General features: G+C 36.7%; 21 protein-coding genes. 5 read left to right on the top strand and 16 right to left on the bottom strand.

The genetic code is table 11. From position 1 onward, the window contains the following. Positions 1 to 76: 76 nt before the first annotated feature. The 3 genes from H9632_RS10945 (at position 77) to H9632_RS19010 (ending at position 2,248) form a co-directional block, all read left to right on the top strand. Positions 77 to 1,282: a polysaccharide deacetylase family protein gene (locus H9632_RS10945; RefSeq protein ID WP_191704122.1), complete on the top strand. Its 1,206-nt coding sequence runs from the start codon at positions 77 to 79 to the stop codon at positions 1,280 to 1,282. 84 nt (positions 1,283 to 1,366) lie between these two features. Continuing rightward, a complete protein-coding gene (rluF, locus tag H9632_RS10950) occupies positions 1,367 to 2,068 on the top strand; it encodes a 23S rRNA pseudouridine(2604) synthase RluF (RefSeq protein WP_191704123.1) in 702 nt (233 codons plus the stop codon). Between the two features lie 57 nt (positions 2,069 to 2,125). Beyond that, positions 2,126 to 2,248 (top strand): DUF6904 family protein, encoded by a 123-nt coding sequence (locus H9632_RS19010; protein WP_263618327.1) that lies wholly within the window; start codon positions 2,126 to 2,128, stop codon positions 2,246 to 2,248. 64 nt (positions 2,249 to 2,312) lie between these two features. Here the strand turns inward: H9632_RS19010 and H9632_RS10955 are convergent, their stop codons facing one another. The 8 genes from H9632_RS10955 to H9632_RS10990 all read right to left on the bottom strand — a co-directional run bounded on the left by H9632_RS10955 (position 2,313) and on the right by H9632_RS10990 (position 9,913). Then, a complete protein-coding gene (locus H9632_RS10955) occupies positions 2,313 to 3,020 on the bottom strand; it encodes an ABC transporter ATP-binding protein (RefSeq protein WP_191704124.1) in 708 nt (235 codons plus the stop codon). A gap of 1 nt (position 3,021) precedes the next feature. Continuing rightward, a complete protein-coding gene (locus H9632_RS10960; protein WP_191704125.1) occupies positions 3,022 to 3,798 on the bottom strand; it encodes an ABC transporter ATP-binding protein in 777 nt (258 codons plus the stop codon). After that, positions 3,795 to 4,733 (bottom strand): branched-chain amino acid ABC transporter permease, encoded by a 939-nt coding sequence (locus H9632_RS10965; protein WP_191704126.1) that lies wholly within the window; start codon positions 4,731 to 4,733, stop codon positions 3,795 to 3,797. The genes H9632_RS10960 and H9632_RS10965 overlap by 4 nt, the downstream gene beginning before the upstream one ends. 9 nt (positions 4,734 to 4,742) lie before the next feature. Then, positions 4,743 to 5,618 (bottom strand): branched-chain amino acid ABC transporter permease, encoded by an 876-nt coding sequence (locus tag H9632_RS10970; RefSeq protein WP_191704127.1) that lies wholly within the window; start codon positions 5,616 to 5,618, stop codon positions 4,743 to 4,745. 81 nt (positions 5,619 to 5,699) lie between these two features. Continuing rightward, entirely contained in the window at positions 5,700 to 6,920 is a 1,221-nt protein-coding gene (locus tag H9632_RS10975) for an ABC transporter substrate-binding protein (RefSeq protein WP_191704128.1), read from the bottom strand. Positions 6,921 to 7,160: 240 nt separating this feature from the next. Then, positions 7,161 to 7,763 carry a class I SAM-dependent methyltransferase gene (locus H9632_RS10980; RefSeq protein ID WP_191704129.1) on the bottom strand — a complete coding sequence of 201 codons (603 nt, stop codon included), beginning with the start codon at positions 7,761 to 7,763 and terminating at the stop codon, positions 7,161 to 7,163. A 63-nt stretch (positions 7,764 to 7,826) separates the two neighbouring features. Beyond that, entirely contained in the window at positions 7,827 to 8,306 is a 480-nt protein-coding gene (locus tag H9632_RS10985; RefSeq protein WP_191704130.1) for a methylated-DNA--[protein]-cysteine S-methyltransferase, read from the bottom strand. 101 nt (positions 8,307 to 8,407) lie between these two features. Next, the gene (locus tag H9632_RS10990) at positions 8,408 to 9,913 is read right to left on the bottom strand and encodes a malate:quinone oxidoreductase (RefSeq protein ID WP_318247695.1); all 1,506 of its coding nucleotides are present in this window, start codon (positions 9,911 to 9,913) and stop codon (positions 8,408 to 8,410) included. Positions 9,914 to 10,397: 484 nt separating this feature from the next. On the opposite strand from H9632_RS10990, the gene H9632_RS10995 reads away from it, so the two are divergent. Next, a complete protein-coding gene (locus H9632_RS10995; RefSeq protein ID WP_191704132.1) occupies positions 10,398 to 11,246 on the top strand; it encodes a DegV family protein in 849 nt (282 codons plus the stop codon). A gap of 49 nt (positions 11,247 to 11,295) precedes the next feature. On the opposite strand, the gene H9632_RS11000 is transcribed toward H9632_RS10995, so the two are convergent. Beyond that, a complete protein-coding gene (locus tag H9632_RS11000) occupies positions 11,296 to 11,541 on the bottom strand; it encodes a hypothetical protein (protein ID WP_191704133.1) in 246 nt (81 codons plus the stop codon). A 101-nt stretch (positions 11,542 to 11,642) separates the two neighbouring features. On the opposite strand from H9632_RS11000, the gene H9632_RS11005 reads away from it, so the two are divergent. Next, complete coding sequence (locus H9632_RS11005) at positions 11,643 to 12,386, top strand: DUF2268 domain-containing protein (RefSeq protein WP_191704134.1); 744 nt, start codon at positions 11,643 to 11,645, stop codon at positions 12,384 to 12,386. A 29-nt stretch (positions 12,387 to 12,415) separates the two neighbouring features. On the opposite strand, the gene H9632_RS11010 is transcribed toward H9632_RS11005, so the two are convergent. From H9632_RS11010 to H9632_RS11040, 7 genes are all read right to left on the bottom strand, one after another. Then, positions 12,416 to 13,057 carry a peptidylprolyl isomerase gene (locus H9632_RS11010; RefSeq protein ID WP_191704135.1) on the bottom strand — a complete coding sequence of 214 codons (642 nt, stop codon included), beginning with the start codon at positions 13,055 to 13,057 and terminating at the stop codon, positions 12,416 to 12,418. Positions 13,058 to 13,203: 146 nt separating this feature from the next. Further along, on the bottom strand, positions 13,204 to 14,343 hold the full coding sequence (locus tag H9632_RS11015) for a zinc-dependent alcohol dehydrogenase (RefSeq protein WP_191704136.1): 1,140 nt from the start codon (positions 14,341 to 14,343) through the stop codon (positions 13,204 to 13,206). 158 nt (positions 14,344 to 14,501) lie between these two features. Continuing rightward, positions 14,502 to 15,017: an isoprenylcysteine carboxyl methyltransferase family protein gene (locus H9632_RS11020; RefSeq protein ID WP_404829022.1), complete on the bottom strand. Its 516-nt coding sequence runs from the start codon at positions 15,015 to 15,017 to the stop codon at positions 14,502 to 14,504. Between the two features lies 1 nt (position 15,018). Beyond that, positions 15,019 to 16,101 (bottom strand): type III polyketide synthase, encoded by a 1,083-nt coding sequence (locus H9632_RS11025; RefSeq protein ID WP_191704196.1) that lies wholly within the window; start codon positions 16,099 to 16,101, stop codon positions 15,019 to 15,021. Between the two features lie 188 nt (positions 16,102 to 16,289). Beyond that, a complete protein-coding gene (locus H9632_RS11030) occupies positions 16,290 to 16,625 on the bottom strand; it encodes a CotD family spore coat protein (RefSeq protein WP_225223793.1) in 336 nt (111 codons plus the stop codon). 164 nt (positions 16,626 to 16,789) lie between these two features. Beyond that, positions 16,790 to 17,533 carry an HAD family hydrolase gene (locus H9632_RS11035; RefSeq protein WP_191704138.1) on the bottom strand — a complete coding sequence of 248 codons (744 nt, stop codon included), beginning with the start codon at positions 17,531 to 17,533 and terminating at the stop codon, positions 16,790 to 16,792. Further along, positions 17,499 to 18,710, bottom strand: coding sequence for a glycosyltransferase (locus tag H9632_RS11040; protein WP_191704139.1), 1,212 nt, complete (start codon positions 18,708 to 18,710; stop codon positions 17,499 to 17,501). The genes H9632_RS11035 and H9632_RS11040 overlap by 35 nt, the downstream gene beginning before the upstream one ends. Positions 18,711 to 18,775: the final 65 nt, after the last annotated feature.

Genomic DNA, 18,775 nt, shown 5'->3' on the forward strand with positions numbered 1-18,775 from the left:
CAATTTTAAGAATATTTTATTTTAAATATTCTGCTATACTGGTAATTATTACTATCAATCAAAAGGAAGTATACAAATGAAACATTTTAGTACTCTTTTTATTTCATTATTTTTCTCATTTTTTTTTATAAATGCCTCATACGCTTCATCACAAGAAACAGTAAAAATTAAAAAAGATACAACAGCTAATTTTTATTTGCATAATAACCAAGAAGTAAAGTACATTACTTTAAAAAAAGGGGAAACATACCTCGCTACTTCAGAAGATCTAAATTGGATGATCGAGATTGGCAATGCAAAGGTTCATATCGATAAACAAGATGCGAAAAGCACAAACGAAAAAATTACTCCTGCGCAAAACAATAATAAGATACAGATTTTAACCAATGAATCCACGCCGGTTTATAATTCCCATCGTAATAGTAGTAAACAAATTGCTACATTAAGCGCTAATACGCGTATTAGCTCTAATGGTGTGAAAGGATATTTTTATGAGGTTGTCATCGGTGGGAAACTTGGATATGTGCCCATTAAAAAAATGCAGATTGATGCTGGGGTTCCCACTTTAATTTATCACCACTTTGTAGAGAACATTGATAAATCCTATTTCCGTAATAATATCTCGGTCGTTGATATTGGAGATTTTGAACAGCAAATGACATTTTTGAAGAATGAAGGCTATACAACTATTTCATTAAAGGATCTAGACTTATGGATGCAAAAAAGGCAGGCACTTCCTGCAAAAGCAGTCGCCTTAACTTTCGATGATGCCAATTTATCACTGGAGAAAATGGTCTATCCCATTTTAAAAGAAAAAAATATGCATGGTACTACCTTTGTCATTGGGAATCGGGTAAAAGAAGAAACACCCCCATTTAATAGCGAAGCAGAAATAGTACAATTTGCAGGATTTAATGAACTTCACCGTATAATGGATCTTATTGAAATTGAGCATCATACTTATGCGTTGCATGTATACAATGATACATTACAGAGAAGTCAGCTCCAGCTTACATCGTCTAGGGATCTGCATTACGATATCCAGCAAATGAATGAAGTGCTAAAGCAAATCGACCCTAATATACAAGCACAGTACTATTCTTATCCATATGGGAAGTTTAATAAAAATCACGAAGCTACATTTATAGAAAATAATATTTCATTAGCATTTTTGAATAAAGGTGGCAAAACCAAAATAACTAGTCCACGGTTATATGTACCTAGGATTCCTGTTCAAAATTCTATGCCGCTCGAACAATTTAAATCATTAGTTCAGAATTAACGACAATTATTTAAAACTACGTGAGACGAATTTATAGGTCATTTCATGTATACTGGAGATATTCTATTAGTAGGTGAAAAAATTATGCGTATAAATAAATATTTAGCAGAAACTGGCATCGTATCTCGTCGCGGTGCAGATAAATGGGTAGAAGATGGACGGGTAATGATTAATGGCGTCATTGCAACAAATGGCAGCCAAGTAGAACCAGGTGACGAAGTATTTGTAGATGGCAAACTTGTAAAAAGAGAAGAGCAGTTAGTGTATATCGTTCTAAACAAGCCTGTTGGAATTACAAGTACTACGGAAAAACATATTCAAGGCAATGTCGTGGATTTTGTAAACCATCCATTGCGTATTTTCCATATTGGCCGTTTAGACAAAGACTCTGAAGGATTGCTCCTTCTTACAAACGATGGTGACATTGTAAACGAAATTTTACGAGCAGAAAATCACCATGAAAAGGAGTATGTCGTACAAGTCGATAAACCGATTACCGACAAATTCATCCACGACATGAGTGCAGGTGTGGAAATTTTGGATACCACGACATTACCTTGCCGTGTTGAAAAGGTTTCTTCGCAAGTGTTCAAAATCATTTTGGAGCAAGGTTTAAACCGCCAAATCCGTCGTATGTGCTCGGCACTTGGCTATTCTGTCCAAAGACTTCAGCGCATTCGCATCATGAATATTCATATCGGTAATTTGAAGGTTGGACAATGGCGAGATCTCTCAGAAAAAGAAAAAAATGAACTATTTAAGTTACTAGATTATACACCAAAATAATAAGTAATCCTCTCCCTTAACCGGGAGAGTTGCTTACTTGGCATGGGGAGCATCGTTATGCTAACAATACAGCCAACTGAGAATTTAACAGGATTAACGGTAAGTGGTGACTATTGGGATTTGGATGATTTAATCCATGCAATTTATGAAGTCGTCGGGTTTGGTAACAATAGTTTATAGATCTATACATAAAGAAGGCTATGTTAAAAGTATTTTTGACTTTTAACATAGCCTTCTTCAATTTTTATAATCCACCTAAATAAGCGGCTCTTACTTCATCACTTTCCTGCAGTTCCTTTGCTGATCCTGCCAGTACGATTTTACCTGTTTCCAAAACATAGGCGCGATGTGCAACGGATAATGCCATATTCGCATTTTGCTCCACTAGTAAAACAGTAACCCCTTCTTTATTAACCATCTCGATAATATTAAATATGTTTTTTACCATTAGTGGTGCCAAGCCCATTGAAGGTTCATCCATAATGATTAGCTTTGGCTTAGCCATTAAAGCGCGCCCCATCGCAAGCATTTGCTGCTCTCCACCTGAAAGTGTTCCTGAAAGCTGTTTGCGTCGTTCTAAAAGGCGAGGAAACAACTCAAAGACATGGGCCATATCCTTTTTAATCCCGTCACGATCCGATCTTAAATAAGCCCCTAGCTCTAGATTCTCCTCCACTGACATATTGGAAAATACACGTCTTCCTTCAGGTACATGGGAAATTCCTGATTTCACAATAGATTGCGCCGGCTTTCCGTCAATTGCAGATCCTAAATATTCGATTGATCCACGCTTTGGCTTTAGTAATCCAGAAATCGTTTTAAGTAATGTGCTTTTCCCTGCCCCATTCGCACCAATTAATGTAACAATTTCACCTTTATTTACTTCGATGGAGATTCCTTTCAATGCCTGAATATTACCATAAAACACATCAATATCATTAATTTTTAGCATATTATTCTGTAACCTCCTCACCTAAGTAAGCTTCAATTACTTTCGGGTTTGAACGAATTTCTGCAGGTGTCCCGCTTGCAATTAATTGACCGTGATCAAGCACGTAAATACGTTCACAAATACCCATAACCAAGTTCATATCATGCTCGATTAATAAAATTGTTAAATCAAATTCCTTGCGGATGAACGCAATAAGCTCCATTAAATCATGTGTTTCCTTTGCATTCATCCCGGCTGCTGGCTCATCCAACAATAGTAGCTTTGGAGCTGCTGCCAATGCACGAGCAATTTCCAAACGACGTTGCATCCCGTACGGCAAGTTTTTTGCAAGCTCATCACGGTAAACATCCAGTCCGAATATTTTTAAAAAGGCTAAAGATTCCTTTTCCATTTTTTCTTCGCCATTAAAATGACTTGGTAAGCGAAAAATGCTTGAAATTAAGTTGTGCTTCGCTAAACCGTGGTTTGCCACCTTTACGTTATCCAGGACGGTTAACTCTTTGAATAGACGAATGTTTTGGAATGTACGGCTAATTCCTTGACGCGTTACTTTATAAGGATCAAGACCGCCAATGGATTTGCCATCAAACATAATTTTTCCTTCTGTAGGCGTATAAACACCGGTTAGCATATTAAATGTTGTTGTCTTACCTGCTCCATTTGGACCTATAAGGCCTATTAATTCGCCTTGATTCATATACAGTTCGACGTTTTGTACAGCCTTTAATCCTCCAAATTGAATACCCAAATTTTCAACCATTAGAAGTGCACTGCTCATACGCGTGTACCTCCTTTTTTACCAAACTTAAAGTATGCTGTGATTTCTTTTGAACCTAGTAATCCAGTCGGACGATATAGCATAACTAAAATGAGAATTAATGAATAAATTATCATTCGTGTTTCCGGGAATTCCTGTAAATATGTTGAAACGATTGTCAATAAAATTGCTGCAATCACGGATCCGGATAAACTTCCTAATCCCCCTAAAACAACGAATATTAAAATATCAAAGGATTTTAAAAATCCAAATGCAGTTGGCTGAATTATATAGTAGTTATGGGCATAAATTGCACCCGCAACTCCGGCAAAGAATGAGCCAATTGCAAATGCAACTACTTTGTAATAGGTCGTGTTAATGCCCATTGCATCAGCAGCAATTTCATCTTCACGTATGGATATACATGCGCGGCCATGTCGGGAATTCGTAAAGTTGGAAATAACTAATATAGTGATGAATACTCCAAAGAATGCATATGTCCATGTTGATTGGTGGGTCACTTGCAAACCTGCAGCTCCCCCTACATAGTCTGTATTAACAAATACAATTCGAATAATTTCTGCAAACCCAAGTGTTGCAATTGCTAAGTAGTCCCCTTTTAAACGAAGAGAAGGAATACCTACCAATAGTCCAGCAAGGGCGGCAACAATTGCACCAATTAAAATCGCTGTAATAAATGGCATGCCAAACTTCATCGTGCAAATTGCCGATATGTAAGCTCCAACTGCTAAAAAACCTGCATGCCCTATCGAAAACTGACCTGTAACTCCGATTATGACATGTAAACTGACTGCTAAAATAATATTAATACACATTGCAATAAACATATTTTGATAGTAATTCTGAATAACACCATTTGAGATTAATAATTGAACAACTGCATAAATAACAAGTGCTAGGACGGCATAACCCCAAAAGATTTTTGATTTTTTCATGCTGTTCACCTACACTTTCTCGCGTGTATTTTTACCGAAAATACCCGCTGGACGTAATATTAGAATTAAAATAAGGATGACGAATGCTGCTGCATCTCGCCATAAAGAATAGCCTAGTGCAGAAACAACGGTTTCTACCACTCCAAGAACGAGACCGCCTACCATCGCGCCCGGAATAATTCCTATACCACCTAAAACGGCTGCTATAAATGCCTTGATACCCGGCATAATTCCCATTAATGGGTCGATACGAGTATAGTAAATACCAAAAATTACACCGGCTGCTCCTGCTAAAGCAGAGCCAATTGCGAATGTTGCAGAAATTGTATTGTCAACGTTAATACCCATTAAGCGGGCTGCATCAGCGTCATGTGATACTGCGCGCATCGCTTTTCCGATTTTTGTTTTGTGAACAATGAATTGTAGAAGAAGCATTAAAAAGATCGATACAGATAAAATGAAAATGGCTAGTGTACTAATTTGAACACCGAAAATTTCTATGTTCTTTGTTGTAAACACTGTTGGATATGCCTCAGGAGATGAACCACGGAAGAAAATCACTGTATATTCGATTAACAGCGATACCCCAATGGCTGTTATAAGTGCTGCTATACGTGTTGCATTTCGCAGTCGCTTATAGGCGACACGCTCAATAATTACTCCGATAACTGCACATAAAATCATTGCTAAAATAAGAGCTAAAAATACATTCATTTCCCAACGTGCAATAGCATAAAAACCGATAAATGCACCTAGCATGAAAACGTCACCATGGGCAAAGTTGATTAATTTAATAATCCCATAAACCATTGTATAGCCTAGAGCGATGAGCGCATAAATACTACCTAGCGAAATCCCGTTCACTAATTGTTGAATCCACTCCATAAAGTTCACTTCCTTTTCAACTATTAACTATGAAAATACGAAAAGGGGAGGCAAGTTCCGCCCCCCCTTACTTGAAAAAAATTAAGGATTAACTTTAGAGTTGAACTGTTGTTTGCCGTCTACGAATTCTAGAACTGTTGCTGATTTTACAGGGTTGTGGTTTTCGTCAACTGTGAAAGTACCTGTTACTAAGCTTAAATCCTTTGTTGATGCTAGCTGTTTTTGAATTGCTTCACTCGTAACATCTCCGTCTACACGTTTAATAGCATCTACGATAAAGTAAATTGAATCATATCCTAAAGCGTGGAATGCGTTAGGCGCCTGACTATATTTATCATTGAAGGCTTTAACGAAATCCTGGATTTTCGCATCTGGATCTTCAGATGAGTAGTGATTTGTAATGAAAGTATTATTTAAAGCATCTGCTCCGGCTAATTCAATTAATTTCGGAGAATCCCAACCGTCAGCGCCCATTAACGGTACTGTAATACCTGCTTCACGCGCTTGCTTAACGATTATTCCAACCTCTTCGTAATATCCTGGAATGAAGATGAAATCAGGATTTTTCCCTTTAATATTCGTTAATTGCGATTTGAAATCGACATCTTTTGCAACATATGCTTCTTCAGTAACAACTGTACCGCCGTTAGCTGTAATTGTTTCTTTAAATGATGCAGCCAAACCTTTCGCATAATCAGATGCATTATCTGCGAAAATCGCTACATTTTTAGCACCTAATTCATTTGTCGCAAAGTTTGCTGCTACTGTACCTTGGAATGGGTCGATGAAACATGTACGGAATGCATATTCATTTACTGTTCCGTCATCATTCACTGTTACATTCGGAGCTGTACCAGACCCCGTAACCATCGGAACTTTATGGTTATTTGCAATTTGAACTGTTGCAACAGAGTTACCTGAAGTTGCAGGCGCTAACATTGCCACTACTTTTTCCTGTTCTGCTAGCTTTATCGCCGCAGAAGTTGCCTCGGCTGTTTCCGACTTATTGTCGATTGGAATATATTCAATTTGCTTGCCATCAATACCACCTGCTGCATTGATTTCATCAATCGCTAATTTCGCTCCATCATTAATTGATGACCCATAAGAACCAACCGCACCGGATAATTCTAAGTTTGCACCAATTTTTATAGTGTCCCCTGCTGTATTGCCACTTCCTTTTGACCCAGAACCAGAACCTGATCCAGAATCATCAGTCCCACATCCAGCTAAAATCCCAGTTAATAGTGCTGTTGCCATGAATAATGACCCGTATTTTTTTGTTTTGTTGTGTTTTGCCATTATTATTTCCCCCTTAGTAAACTTGAAATATTTGATATTTCTGATAATTATACTCAATCTTCCAAGTTCCTACAATCTTATTTTTAAATATTCAGAATAGAATAAGTTGCAATAAAAAATACATTTATTCCAACTTCTGTATTGTATACGATACTAAATTATTAGTCTAGTATGATTTTTCTGTATATTTTGTATATTTAGAGTACATAGAAAACTATGCGTTATAGAAAAAAACCGTCATTATTCGTTTATTCGAAAAACGACGATTCGTTCATTTTCATTTTTTTCATAACGGAGTTTTATATTTAAATAACATTCCAGCATTTTTTCTTCTACTAAAAAATGCATATAGTCGGGGGAAGGATAGTATAAGATTATGTCAATAGTTCGTGGGTATAGTTCAAATGACTCAAAAAGAAGATTTATAAACTCGCGAAAAACATGAATGGAAAATGGATTGAAAAAGAAAAATACATTATCATGCTTTTTAATTTCATAGGTTTCTGCAATGATGTTCAAAAATTGAATAGGCGCTTTCTTCTTTTTGATTTTCCTCAAGTATTGTTCGGCATTGTGTTCTGCTTCAGCAAAAAATTTCTGATCCATTTCAATCCCTATAACAGGAATACGAAAACGATCATATATATAAATCGGAACGCGGCCTTTCCCACATCCGATATCAAGAAATCGTGTACTCGGTGGCATTTCATACTTTTCAAATAATTGTTCAAGTCCACTATACGGGGTAGGTTCATAGCGATGATATTTCGCTAGCTTTGGAAAACCATATTGAAAGCCTACTGTTTGAATATTTAGTAACTTATCATATTGTTGCTCGTTCATTCATTCACCTCGTATCTTCATACAATCTTTACGTATTTACGTTAATTATATCGATATATTTTATTACGATAAAATCAGTTGATGTTTCAATTCATGATTCAGCAACCATTCTTTACGCCATAAACCGCCTGCATACCCTGTCAGTTTGCCATTTGCTCCTATAATTCTATGGCAAGGAACGATAATGCATATTCTATTTCTACTATTGGTCATACCGACAGCACGTACCGCTTTTTCATTTTCTATTAGCTGAGCGATTTCTTTATACGAAGCAGTTTGACCGTATTGTACATTTTTTAATGCTTCCCATACGGAAACTTGAAAAGCTGTACCTTCAAGTTTATAAAGTACAGAAAACTCTAGACGATGCCCATTAAAATATTCATCTAGCTCTTTATAGCAATTGAGTAACAGTGCAGGTGTTACATTCGTTTGTAAAAATTGAATTTCTTCGCGATCTGCAAATAATACCGATGAAATAAAGTATTCTGTTCCGACAATCTCAATAACCCCTATTGGTGAAGCAAAATCCAACTTATACATAGTATTCCTCCTCTTCCCCTATATATTTACTATAGCGCAATTGCTCCATTGAAAAAAGAACCTTTAATCCGACAATGATTAAAGGTTCTTTCTATTAAAAACTATGCTTTTTGTAAACCTAGTGCCTTAGTTGTTGTTTCGTGTACTTCTTTAAGAAGTGCTGTATTTTCAACAAGGTTTTCGCCATAAGAAGGAATCATTTCCTTGATCTTAGGCTCCCAAGATTTTAATTCTTGTGGGAAACATTGTTTGATTACTTTTAACATTACAGATACTGCTGTAGAAGCACCTGGAGATGCACCAAGTAATGCTGCAATTGATCCGTCGTGTGCAGTTACAACCTCAGTACCGAATTGTAAAGTACCTTTACCAGCGTCTGTGTCTTTAATAACTTGTACACGTTGACCTGCTACACTGATCTCCCAGTCTTCTGATTTTGCAGTAGGTATGAATTGACGTAATTCATTCATACGAGCTTCTTTTGAAAGAACTAATTGAGAAACTAAATATTTGCTTAACGCCATCTCTTTTGCACCACAAGCAAGTAATGTCAATAAGTTATGCGGTTTAATAGAAGCAAATAAGTCCATATTTGAACCTGTTTTCAAGAATTTCGGAGAGAAGCCTGCAAACGGTCCAAATAACAATGACTTTTGACCATCGATATAGCGAGTATCTAAGTGAGGTACTGACATCGGTGGTGCACCAACTGCTGCTTTACCGTATACTTTTGCATGGTGTTGGTTAATAATTTCTTCATTTTTACAAACTAGGAATAAACCTGAAATTGGGAATCCACCGATGTGTTTTGATTCAGGAATGCCAGACTTTTGCAGTAACTCTAGGCTACCACCACCAGCTCCTAAGAACACAAATTTTGCCGTATGGTATTCTACTTTACCACTTTCCTTGTCATGAACCTTTACTTCCCAAGAACCATCTTTTAAACGTTTTACGTCAGTAACATTATGATTGTAGTTTACATCTACATCTTGTTTTTGTAAGTTTGCGATTAAAGTACGAGTTAATGCACCAAAGTTTACGTCAGTTCCAGAGTCAATTTTAGTTGCAGCGATTGGCTCATTTGATTTACGCTCATTCATAATTAATGGAATCCATTGTTTCAGTGTTTCAGGATCATCAGAGAACTCCATACCTTCGAATAATGGATTAGCAGTCATTGCTGCATGACGCTTTTTAAGATACTCTACATTGCTAGCACCTTGTACCATACTCATATGTGGTAATGGCATAATGAAGTTTTCTGGTTTTTCGATTTGCTTTGTGTTAACTAGATGAGACCAGAATTGTAGTGAATCCTGGAATTGTGTGTTAACGTTAATAGCTTTTGTAATATCGATTGTTCCGTCTTTTTTCTCGCTTGTATAGTTAAGCTCACATAAAGCTGCATGCCCAGTTCCGGCATTGTTTAATTCGTGAGAGCTCTCCTCACCCGCTTTTGCTAAATTTTCAAAAACTTTGATTTTCCAATCCGGAGCCAATTCTTTAAGCATTGTACCTAAAGTTGCACTCATAATTCCGGCACCAATTAAGATAACGTCTGATTTTATATGCTGGTTACTCATTTTTACCTTCCCTTTATATATATTAAGATTTTTAGAATAATGTAAGCGCTCTAATTTACTATCGACAATCTAAAAAAGGAAGCGTGTCCATTCATTCTAGATCTGTTATTACCTTATTGTAGTGTAACACAATTGCGAAAAGATTAAAATATATACAGATTGCTGTAAGTACGCATGTGAAAAGGTTGACATTTGCGAGAAAAGTTTAAGCATTTTTAAGCAATTTCCGTATTATAGGAAGATAAATTATTTTTATTTTCTAACAATTACAGCGTGTTTTTTCAATATTTTTAAGTTATATTTATTAAGAATGTTCTTTTCCTTCTATTGTATACTCATAAATCCATTATAAATAATAAGAATATTTTGTGAGAATGTTAATCATCATTCTTTGCATATAATAGGGAAATAGGATAAATATTATAAGCAAGACATGACAAATATAAATAGTTCATTACAGAAATTCAAGTTAAAATTAGATTTGAATGAGATTAGGGGGATGTTTATGAAAATTTTTGCAGATAGTGGATCAGACTTATCAAAATCTTTTTTTGATAATGAAGATGTTCATCTTTTCCCACTACGCGTATTAGTAAGAGGCGTTGAGTATGATGATATTATTGGCATTTCGACAGACCAAGTATACGCTGCCATTGGTGAAGGTGAACAACCAAAAACATCACAAGTTTCATTGGAAGTTTTTTTAAACACATTTGAACAATTAGCAAAATCAGGAGAAGAAGGTATCTATTTAGCCTTTTCATCTGAGTTGTCTGGTACATGCCAAACAGCCATACTCGCAAAAAACCAGGTAATGGAAAATTATCCTGATTTGAAATTAGCTATTATTGATACAAAGTGTGCTTCCTTCGGCTTAGGTTTAGTTGTAAAAGAGGCAGTTCGATTAAATAAATTGGGCATGGAATTTGAAGAAGCTGTAGATCAACTAACAGCAATGGCGAATTCAATGGAGCATTTGTTTACTGTTGGGGATTTAAATTATTTGGCAAAAGGTGGACGTGTTTCGAAATCAAGTGCTTTTATGGGTGGGTTACTAAATATTAAACCGATTCTAAATATGGAAGATGGCAAACTTATTCCTCTTGAGAAAACACGTGGCTTTAAAAAAGCTACTCAACGAATGATTGCACTGATGAAAGAACGCGGTGGCGACTTTACAAATAAAGTAGTGGGTATTTCCCATAGTAATGATGAAGAATTAATGCTTGAAGTAAAAGCTGCCATTCAAGATGCACTACAACCAAAGGCAATTGAAACGACAACAATCGGTGCTGTAATTGGTGCACATGTTGGTCGTGGCACTATCGCCATTTTCTTTACAGATAACAAATAAAATACAGTAAGAAAGCTGTCTGGAAATTAATCCAAGACAGCTTTTTCCCTTATATGAAGAATAGTCCCGCTAGCGCAATACCAGTAATTGCTCCTAATGCAATACCATAGCCAAAGCCGGCGCCACCAAAGCCCCAAAAACCTATACCATACCCATTATTGTCCGGCATAAGCCAAACTTGCCGATTATCAACCTTTGTAATCCGGCCAACATGTGTATTTCCGCAATTATCGTTTATTCTTACCCGTTTCCCCTGATATTGACAGCATAAATTATATGCATCTCGTGGATTCATCGTTGTACCTCCCTTCCATACTTTTTTCTACTATATGTTTAAGCTTTAAGCACATACGAGCCTATCGTCTAAGTCATATACTAAAGAAAAGGGAGGAAATCATGCCAATTCTCGATACAAAACTGTTATTTGAAAAAAATGATCAGCGTGAACAACTTGCCTATCACTCTGTACAGTCCATCTTTCCTCAGCAGTCACCCGAGGCTGTTCAATATGAGCTGTTACAACAAGGATTGCTTCAAAATGGTGAATTGCCCTTAACATTAGATGTTTGGCAAATCACTGAGAGGTTGCTTGAACAACTTATGCAGGCATGGGATGGACCGGATGTGCCCATCGCTATTTTGCCTATTAAAAATGGCTTTGTAAAAAATGGCGTCGCCTATCCATTCGGTATTTGTTTATTTATTTCATCACGGGTCACGATAAAGGAACTGCATGCCCTATTTGCCCATGAGTATCATCATATTTGTAGGCGACGCTTCATTACGGAACCTCCCACATTGCTTGATTCGGTAATTCTGGAAGGTTTAGCGGAGCATGCAGTTGAAAGTTTATTTGGAGAGTACGCTATAAGTTCATGGACGAAGCGGTACTCTATGGCAGAAGCAATTAGCTACTGGAACTCCTACTTTACCCCTGCACTGCATATACGGGGATTACATGAACATAGAGCTTATTTGTTTGGAGATATGACTTTAAATTTACCGCCTTGGGTTGGCTATTGTATAGGTTATAGAATTGTGGAAGCCTTTCAAAAAAACAAGGGATTTCACGATATAAATCAACTACTAACATTACCCTCTGAATACCTAATAGCTGGGGCTGAATTTAAAAAGAAGTAACCGACTAAAATTAATCGGTTACTTCATTGCTATTTTTGTACAACTGGCTCTGGATAATCAAAACCTTTTGTATCTACTTCTACAGTTTTCATTTTTTGATCTTCTATAGGTTTATCGCTACCATCCCGCTCGACTGCAACGATTTTATCGATAACTTCCATTCCTTCAATAACCTCACCGAATGAAGCATAATCGCCATCTAAATGGGATGCTGGCTCTACCATGATAAAAAACTGGGAACCTGCTGAATCCGGCTGGTTTGTTCGCGCCATTGATAAAACACCACGGTCATGAGTCAGTGTATTTTCAAAGCCATTTGATGAAAATTCCCCTTTAATTGAATAGTCGGGACCTCCCATACCTGTTCCGTCTGGGTCTCCACCTTGTACCATAAATCCTGGAATAACACGGTGAAAAATTAACCCATCATAAAAGCCGTTCTCTACTAGAGAAATAAAGTTGGCCACTGTATTTGGGGCAACTTTCGGCTCTAATTCAATGACGATTTTTTCGTCATTTTCCATCGTAATCGTCACGATCGGATTTTCTGTTATAGCAGCTGTGTAGTCTTCCGCGCTTCCTTGCTCGGTATTATCTGTTGTTTCAGTACCACAAGCAGTTAAAACCAACATTATACTAGCCATAAAAAGCATCCAATAAAACTTCTTCATTAAAAACTCACTCCTCTTCCAATATAATTCCATCATACTATGGAAGCGTGATAAAGAGCACTGAATCTTATAGAGTTTTTATATAAAAATCACCTAATCATTGCTATAGCAATGATTAGGTGATTCATAAATTATAAAGCTATTTATTACGGTTTTAATATAAACTTAATGCTTTGATCTTCATGATCGTGGAACTTTTTATAGGCATCACTTGCTTCAGATAATGGCACTTTATGCGTGATAATCTCTGTTGGATCAATCTTTCCTTCAGCAACCATTTCATACAGCATTGGACTATAGTGTATTGCTGGTGCTTGACCCATTTTCACTGTTACATTGCGTTCAAATATATTGCCTAATGGGAACATGTTGTACTTTGAACCATATACACCTGTCAGCTGAATTGTACCAAACTTTCGAACAGCTTTTATACCCACATCAATCGCACTTAGTGTCCCACCTTGCAATTTCAGTTTTTGCTGTGCCTTCTCTACCAACGACATTTTACCGTCCATTCCTACACAGTCTATTACCACATCTGCTCCTCCATGTGTTATTTCATGAAGGTGATTACCAACATCATCAAAATCATCAAAGTTAAATATTTCAACATTATTTGTTCGTTTTGCATGGTCTAGACGATATGAAAGAGGATCTACTACTAACACTCGTTTAGCACCTTTCATCCAGGCAAACTTTTGCACCATTAAACCAATTGGTCCTGAACCTAATACAATGACTGTATCGCCCTTTTTCACTCCTGAATGCTCTACACTCCAATAGGCAGTAGGCAATACATCCGATATAAATAGGAGTGCCTCATCCTCTAACTCACAGTTATCTGGTACTTTAAATGGTATGAAGTTCCCGTATGGTACACGCAGGTATTCCGCCTGTCCACCTGGGAAATTGCCGTAACGCTCTGTATATCCAAAATAGGCACCGGAGTCAATAGCCGGATTTTCATTGGCATTGTCACATTGGCTTTCCAACTGATTTTGGCAGTAGAAGCATTCGCCGCAAGCAACATTAAAAGGAATAACGACTCGATCTCCTTTTTTAACTTTCGTCACATCAGGTCCGACTTCTTCCACGATTCCCATAGGTTCATGTCCAATAACAAAATCCTCTCGTGCCGGAACAGCGCCGCGATAAATATGGAGATCTGACCCGCAAATTGCCGTTGAGGTAATACGTACAATAATGTCATCTGGCTTTTCAATTTTTGCATCCGGAACTTCTTTTACTTCTACTTTTTTGGCACCTTGATATGTTACTGCTTTCAAAAAGATCCCTCCTGCTGGATAAAGTATTAGAATTAAACTTCAACAAAGTCATTCTGTAAGTTATTTACCCTGATGTAAAAAAATTATACATAAAAATAAAAATACACTAATTCAAAAGAGAATTAGTGCTTGATTGTTAGCGCTTTTTAAATTTAGGTTTAACGACTACCATAGTCTGTTACTTCTTTTAAAGCTTTTTCCTCTAATGGAATACGAATGGAGAGAATGATTAAATTTAAAATAGTAAAACAGATTGCTGTAAAATACGCTTGAAACATGAGTGGTATTACAGCAATTTCTAGGCAGACAACTAGGTAATTGGGATGTCGAATATAGGAATAGGGTCCTTTAACAACAACGTTTGCTCCTGGTAATATTATAATTTTTGTATTCCAAAATGGTCCTAGAGAAGCTAAACACCATACTCTTAGTAGTTGTAATAACAAAAAGATGAACAATAAAATATAATGTGGTGTAAGTTGTCCATTAAAGTATATTACCTCTACAATAAGGCTTATGAAGAAACTCACATGGAGTAAAATCATGAATGGATAATGGGAAGCACCAACCTCATATGCCCCCTTCGCCAGCATCGACTTTTCATTTCTTTTGGCTATAAGCAGTTCTACTAATCTTTGTATAATAATAAAAGCTAGTACTAAATAAAAAAACAGTTTACTCCCTCCATTCTAATAAAACTACTTCTCCACTAAAGCCAGGACCTAAAGCTACTAAGAGACCAAGTGTGTTTTGCTTATTTTTCTTTAGCATATATTCCTCTAACACATAAAGTACCGTTGGTGATGACATGTTTCCATTTGCCTGTAATATTTCACGTGAAACATTTGTATGCTCTGATGTGAGCTGAAGTGCTTCTTCATATGCTTGTAACACTTTTTTCCCACCAGGATGTGCAACAAAATTAACTATTTGCTCGGGTAAAACATCATGATTATTTAAAAACTCATGAATAAACGGACCAAGCCATTTTGAAATAATAACGGGTATGTTTTTGGAAAATACTACATGCAATCCACTATTTTTTACATCCCACCCCATTACATCTTCAGAATCCGGCATCCATTTGGAGCCTCGTCCAATAATATGAGGGACTGCTATATCCTGTCCAAACTCCACATTGTCCCCACATACGAGAGCACATGCAGCACCATCTGCAAATAACGATGCTCCTACTAAATTACTTTTTGAATAGTCTTCTTTTTGGAATGTGAGACTGCATAGTTCCACACATACGACGAGCACTTTGGCATTTGGATAAGCTTTGCAATAATCAAATGCTCTACTAATACCCGATGCCCCACCAGCACAACCTAAACCCCATATCGGAATTCGAACAAGTTGATTGGAAAATGGGAGGATATTCATTACCCGCGCCTCTATGCTAGGCGTAGAAATGCCTGTACTACTAATAAAGAATATGGCATCGATATCTTCAGTAGAGATATCCTCTTTTAAAAACGCCCGATTTGTTAAACATTTCTTAATTACTTCCACACTATATTCTGTAGCTAATTGAATATAAAGCTCATTACGTTCTTCAAAAGTATGTTCTTCTCGATACCAATCAGGTGGAACACAGAAATTACGCGTCTTTATTTCACCATTTTCAAAAACCTTCAATAATCGATCTAGTCTTGAAATCTTATGTTGAAAAAGCTCTTTCGTTAGTTGCTCAATATTAGATTGAGCTAAAGTGAATGGCGGTTTATATGAACTAACTGAAGCGATTTTTGGAATAATAATTTCTCCTTATATGAGTTATTTTCTTTCAATGTATTTATAAAGTGAAAAAAATATACAAAATATGGTGGAATTTATAAAACTGAAAAATAATAGCACTATCCTTAATTTGGACGGTGCTATTATATATTTTTTTCAATAAGCATTAAATGTCTATACGACATTTACTCTTGAAGCAGGTTTTATTACCAACCTCTGCGTTTTGAACAACCACAGCCACCCGGTCTAAATGGCGTTCCACACATAGTATGAGTTTCATAGCATTCATTTCTTACGGATTCCGTATGTGGGAAATAATGCTGATTATGAATATGCTGTTGGTTAACCGTTGTTAAATGGGACGGATGAACATGTGGTACCACCATATTCGATACATTTCTTTGAACATATTGTCTTGTAGGTGACATTTGTGGTGACCCAAATTGAGTTGGAGCTGTTTGAACCGGTAATTGCTGCCCATAATTTTGGAACCCTTGAACTCTTTCTTCATCAAATGATTCAAACCAGTTTCTATTAACCAATTATATCCTCCTTCCATATTGTTGATGTTTCTTTACTAACGTATGAAAGGATTCCACTCGTACCTATTTAATTGCCTATAGTTCAAAATAATTTTTTAATATAGAAGAACTACAAAACAATCCTAAATGGGTTTTTATAATAAAATAATTGTTTACTAACAAACTTATTTAATCTTCTGAGTTACTGGGTCGTAAATTTTAGTCCATACTTCCTTAACACCCGCCGCTGCATGTTCAGTAGCAAAATGGATGTGCTGTGATTCTGGCAGCTTTAAAATGGCGTCACAGGCATTTCCAACTGCAATGGCTGGATAGCCAAGTTTGAATAAACTGAGGTCATTTTCGGAGTCACCAGCTACAACAACTTTTCCTTTATATTGACACTTATTAAGTATATATGTGAGGGCAGCCCCTTTATTAATATCAGCAGGAAGGACATCAACATCTTTGTCACTACTAAACACAATGTCCACTGCCAAATTAAGCTGTTGGACAGATTTTTTAAGTATTTGAACTTGCTTACTTTCTGCGAAATAAGCAAGGCGCCAAGGTGTAACTATAGGCTGTTGGGCAATTCCAATGGAAGCGGCTATTGTTTTAACCTGTTCAAAATCATTTTGCTTAATATTGCTTGCCCAATCCTCGTCAAGCTCATATGTTGGACCAATATAAATAGAAGCCCCGACATCACATATTAAAATATCTGGCTTTGGCAGTTGTTCACGTTCAATTAAATCCAACGCGGACTGCTTATATCTTCCTGTAATATATATAAGAGATGTATTTTCCAGTGCTAACGTTTCCCACAGCTCTTTGTGGGATACTTTTTCACTAACAATTGTATTATCTAAATCTGTAGCTAAAATATGAGGTTTAAGGTAAGGATACGTAGGCATTTTTGCGTTCATACAGCTCCTTTACTTTGCGGGTAATAAGCGTCCAGTTAAATTCTCGTTTTGCATACTCCTTAGCATCTCGACGCATTTTTAATATCTGTTGAGAATTCTTTAAGAAATAGACCATGCTTTCACTTAACTTTTGCATATTGGCTTTTGGTATATGGAAGCCTGTTACTCCTGATTTAACAACGTCTTTCAGTCCACCCACATGTGTCGCAATTACAGGACAGCCACATGCCTGAGCTTCTGCTGCTACCATACCAAAAGATTCATAGTGTGACGGCATAATCGTAACTAATGCACCTCCATAAAGGCTTTTTAACTGTTTCTCGGTTTTTGGTCCAAGGAATAACACACGATCTTCCATTCCCTTTATTGCTTCTTTTAACTTTTCGTCTTTTGGACTGAAATTCTTCAAATCAACCGATTCTGGACTGCCACCTGCAATAAGCAGCTTCACATTATCTGGTATATCGTTTTTCTTTAACATATGTCTGTATGCATTTAAAAGATCAAAAATTCCTTTTGATGTTTCAAGACGCCCTGCATAAAAATAATATGGAAATGTAAATTGTTGCGTATCTTCTGATGCCGCTAAATAAACCGGTGATACTCCAACCGGCACGACAGATACTTCGCTTACATGTTTTGTGAAAACTTCAATTTGTTTTTTCTCGTTCGGAGTTGTGGCGAGGACAACATCGGCTTTTTGCATAATTATCTTTTCAAAATGCTTGCGCTTTTGATCATTAAAACCTGTACCTTGCTCTTTTGCAATTGCAAGTGAGTGATTTGTGTGGCACCAGTAGAAAGAATATTCTTTTTGAAGATAATATGCGAGCACACCGGACAACCAGTAATGAGTATGAACAACGTCATAGCTACTTATATCTAATGTCTCTGTCATTTCTTCATAAATGCTAGGGAGTAAGGCAAACATCTGTTGCTTATCCACGAAGCCCTTTTGGCCTCCAGCAAATCTGTACACTTTACTACGCTCACCTAACTGCTCAACAGCCGGCTTTTGTTCATTGCTCCAATGAGTAACAATATCTACACTGTACCCAAGCTCGTCAAGCTGCAATGCTAAATGTTTCACATAATTATTCTGTCCGCCTGCCTGTTTACTTCCAAGCGGAATTAAAGGATCGCCATGATCAGAAATAAATAGTATTTTTTGCTTCAAATGAATCGCATCCTTTCGTTCTTAAGCAGCAAATCAGAGCTGTAATACTTACTGCTGTCTTGCTG

The sequence above is a fragment of the Solibacillus merdavium genome (assembly GCF_014836935.1).
In the GTDB taxonomy this organism is placed as follows: Bacteria; Bacillota; Bacilli; order Bacillales_A; family Planococcaceae; genus Solibacillus; species Solibacillus ferritrahens.

Bases quoted from the DNA above. Each gene is read 5' to 3' on its own strand.
- H9632_RS10975 (WP_191704128.1), bottom strand. From the start codon at position 6,920: ATGGCAAAACACAACAAAACAAAAAAATACGGGTCATTATTCATGGCA.
- rluF (WP_191704123.1), top strand. From the start codon at position 1,367: ATGCGTATAAATAAATATTTAGCAGAAACTGGCATCGTATCTCGTCGC.
- H9632_RS10945 (WP_191704122.1), top strand. From the start codon at position 77: ATGAAACATTTTAGTACTCTTTTTATTTCATTATTTTTCTCATTTTTT.
- H9632_RS10985 (WP_191704130.1), bottom strand. From the start codon at position 8,306: ATGTATAAGTTGGATTTTGCTTCACCAATAGGGGTTATTGAGATTGTC.
- H9632_RS11035 (WP_191704138.1), bottom strand. From the start codon at position 17,533: ATGAACGCAAAAATGCCTACGTATCCTTACCTTAAACCTCATATTTTA.
- H9632_RS10955 (WP_191704124.1), bottom strand. From the start codon at position 3,020: ATGCTAAAAATTAATGATATTGATGTGTTTTATGGTAATATTCAGGCA.
- H9632_RS11005 (WP_191704134.1), top strand. From the start codon at position 11,643: ATGCCAATTCTCGATACAAAACTGTTATTTGAAAAAAATGATCAGCGT.
- H9632_RS19010 (WP_263618327.1), top strand. From the start codon at position 2,126: ATGCTAACAATACAGCCAACTGAGAATTTAACAGGATTAACGGTAAGT.
- H9632_RS10970 (WP_191704127.1), bottom strand. From the start codon at position 5,618: ATGGAGTGGATTCAACAATTAGTGAACGGGATTTCGCTAGGTAGTATT.
- H9632_RS10980 (WP_191704129.1), bottom strand. From the start codon at position 7,763: ATGAACGAGCAACAATATGATAAGTTACTAAATATTCAAACAGTAGGC.
- H9632_RS10960 (WP_191704125.1), bottom strand. From the start codon at position 3,798: ATGAGCAGTGCACTTCTAATGGTTGAAAATTTGGGTATTCAATTTGGA.
- H9632_RS10965 (WP_191704126.1), bottom strand. From the start codon at position 4,733: ATGAAAAAATCAAAAATCTTTTGGGGTTATGCCGTCCTAGCACTTGTT.
- H9632_RS11000 (WP_191704133.1), bottom strand. From the start codon at position 11,541: ATGAATCCACGAGATGCATATAATTTATGCTGTCAATATCAGGGGAAA.
- H9632_RS10995 (WP_191704132.1), top strand. From the start codon at position 10,398: ATGAAAATTTTTGCAGATAGTGGATCAGACTTATCAAAATCTTTTTTT.
- H9632_RS11010 (WP_191704135.1), bottom strand. From the start codon at position 13,057: ATGAAGAAGTTTTATTGGATGCTTTTTATGGCTAGTATAATGTTGGTT.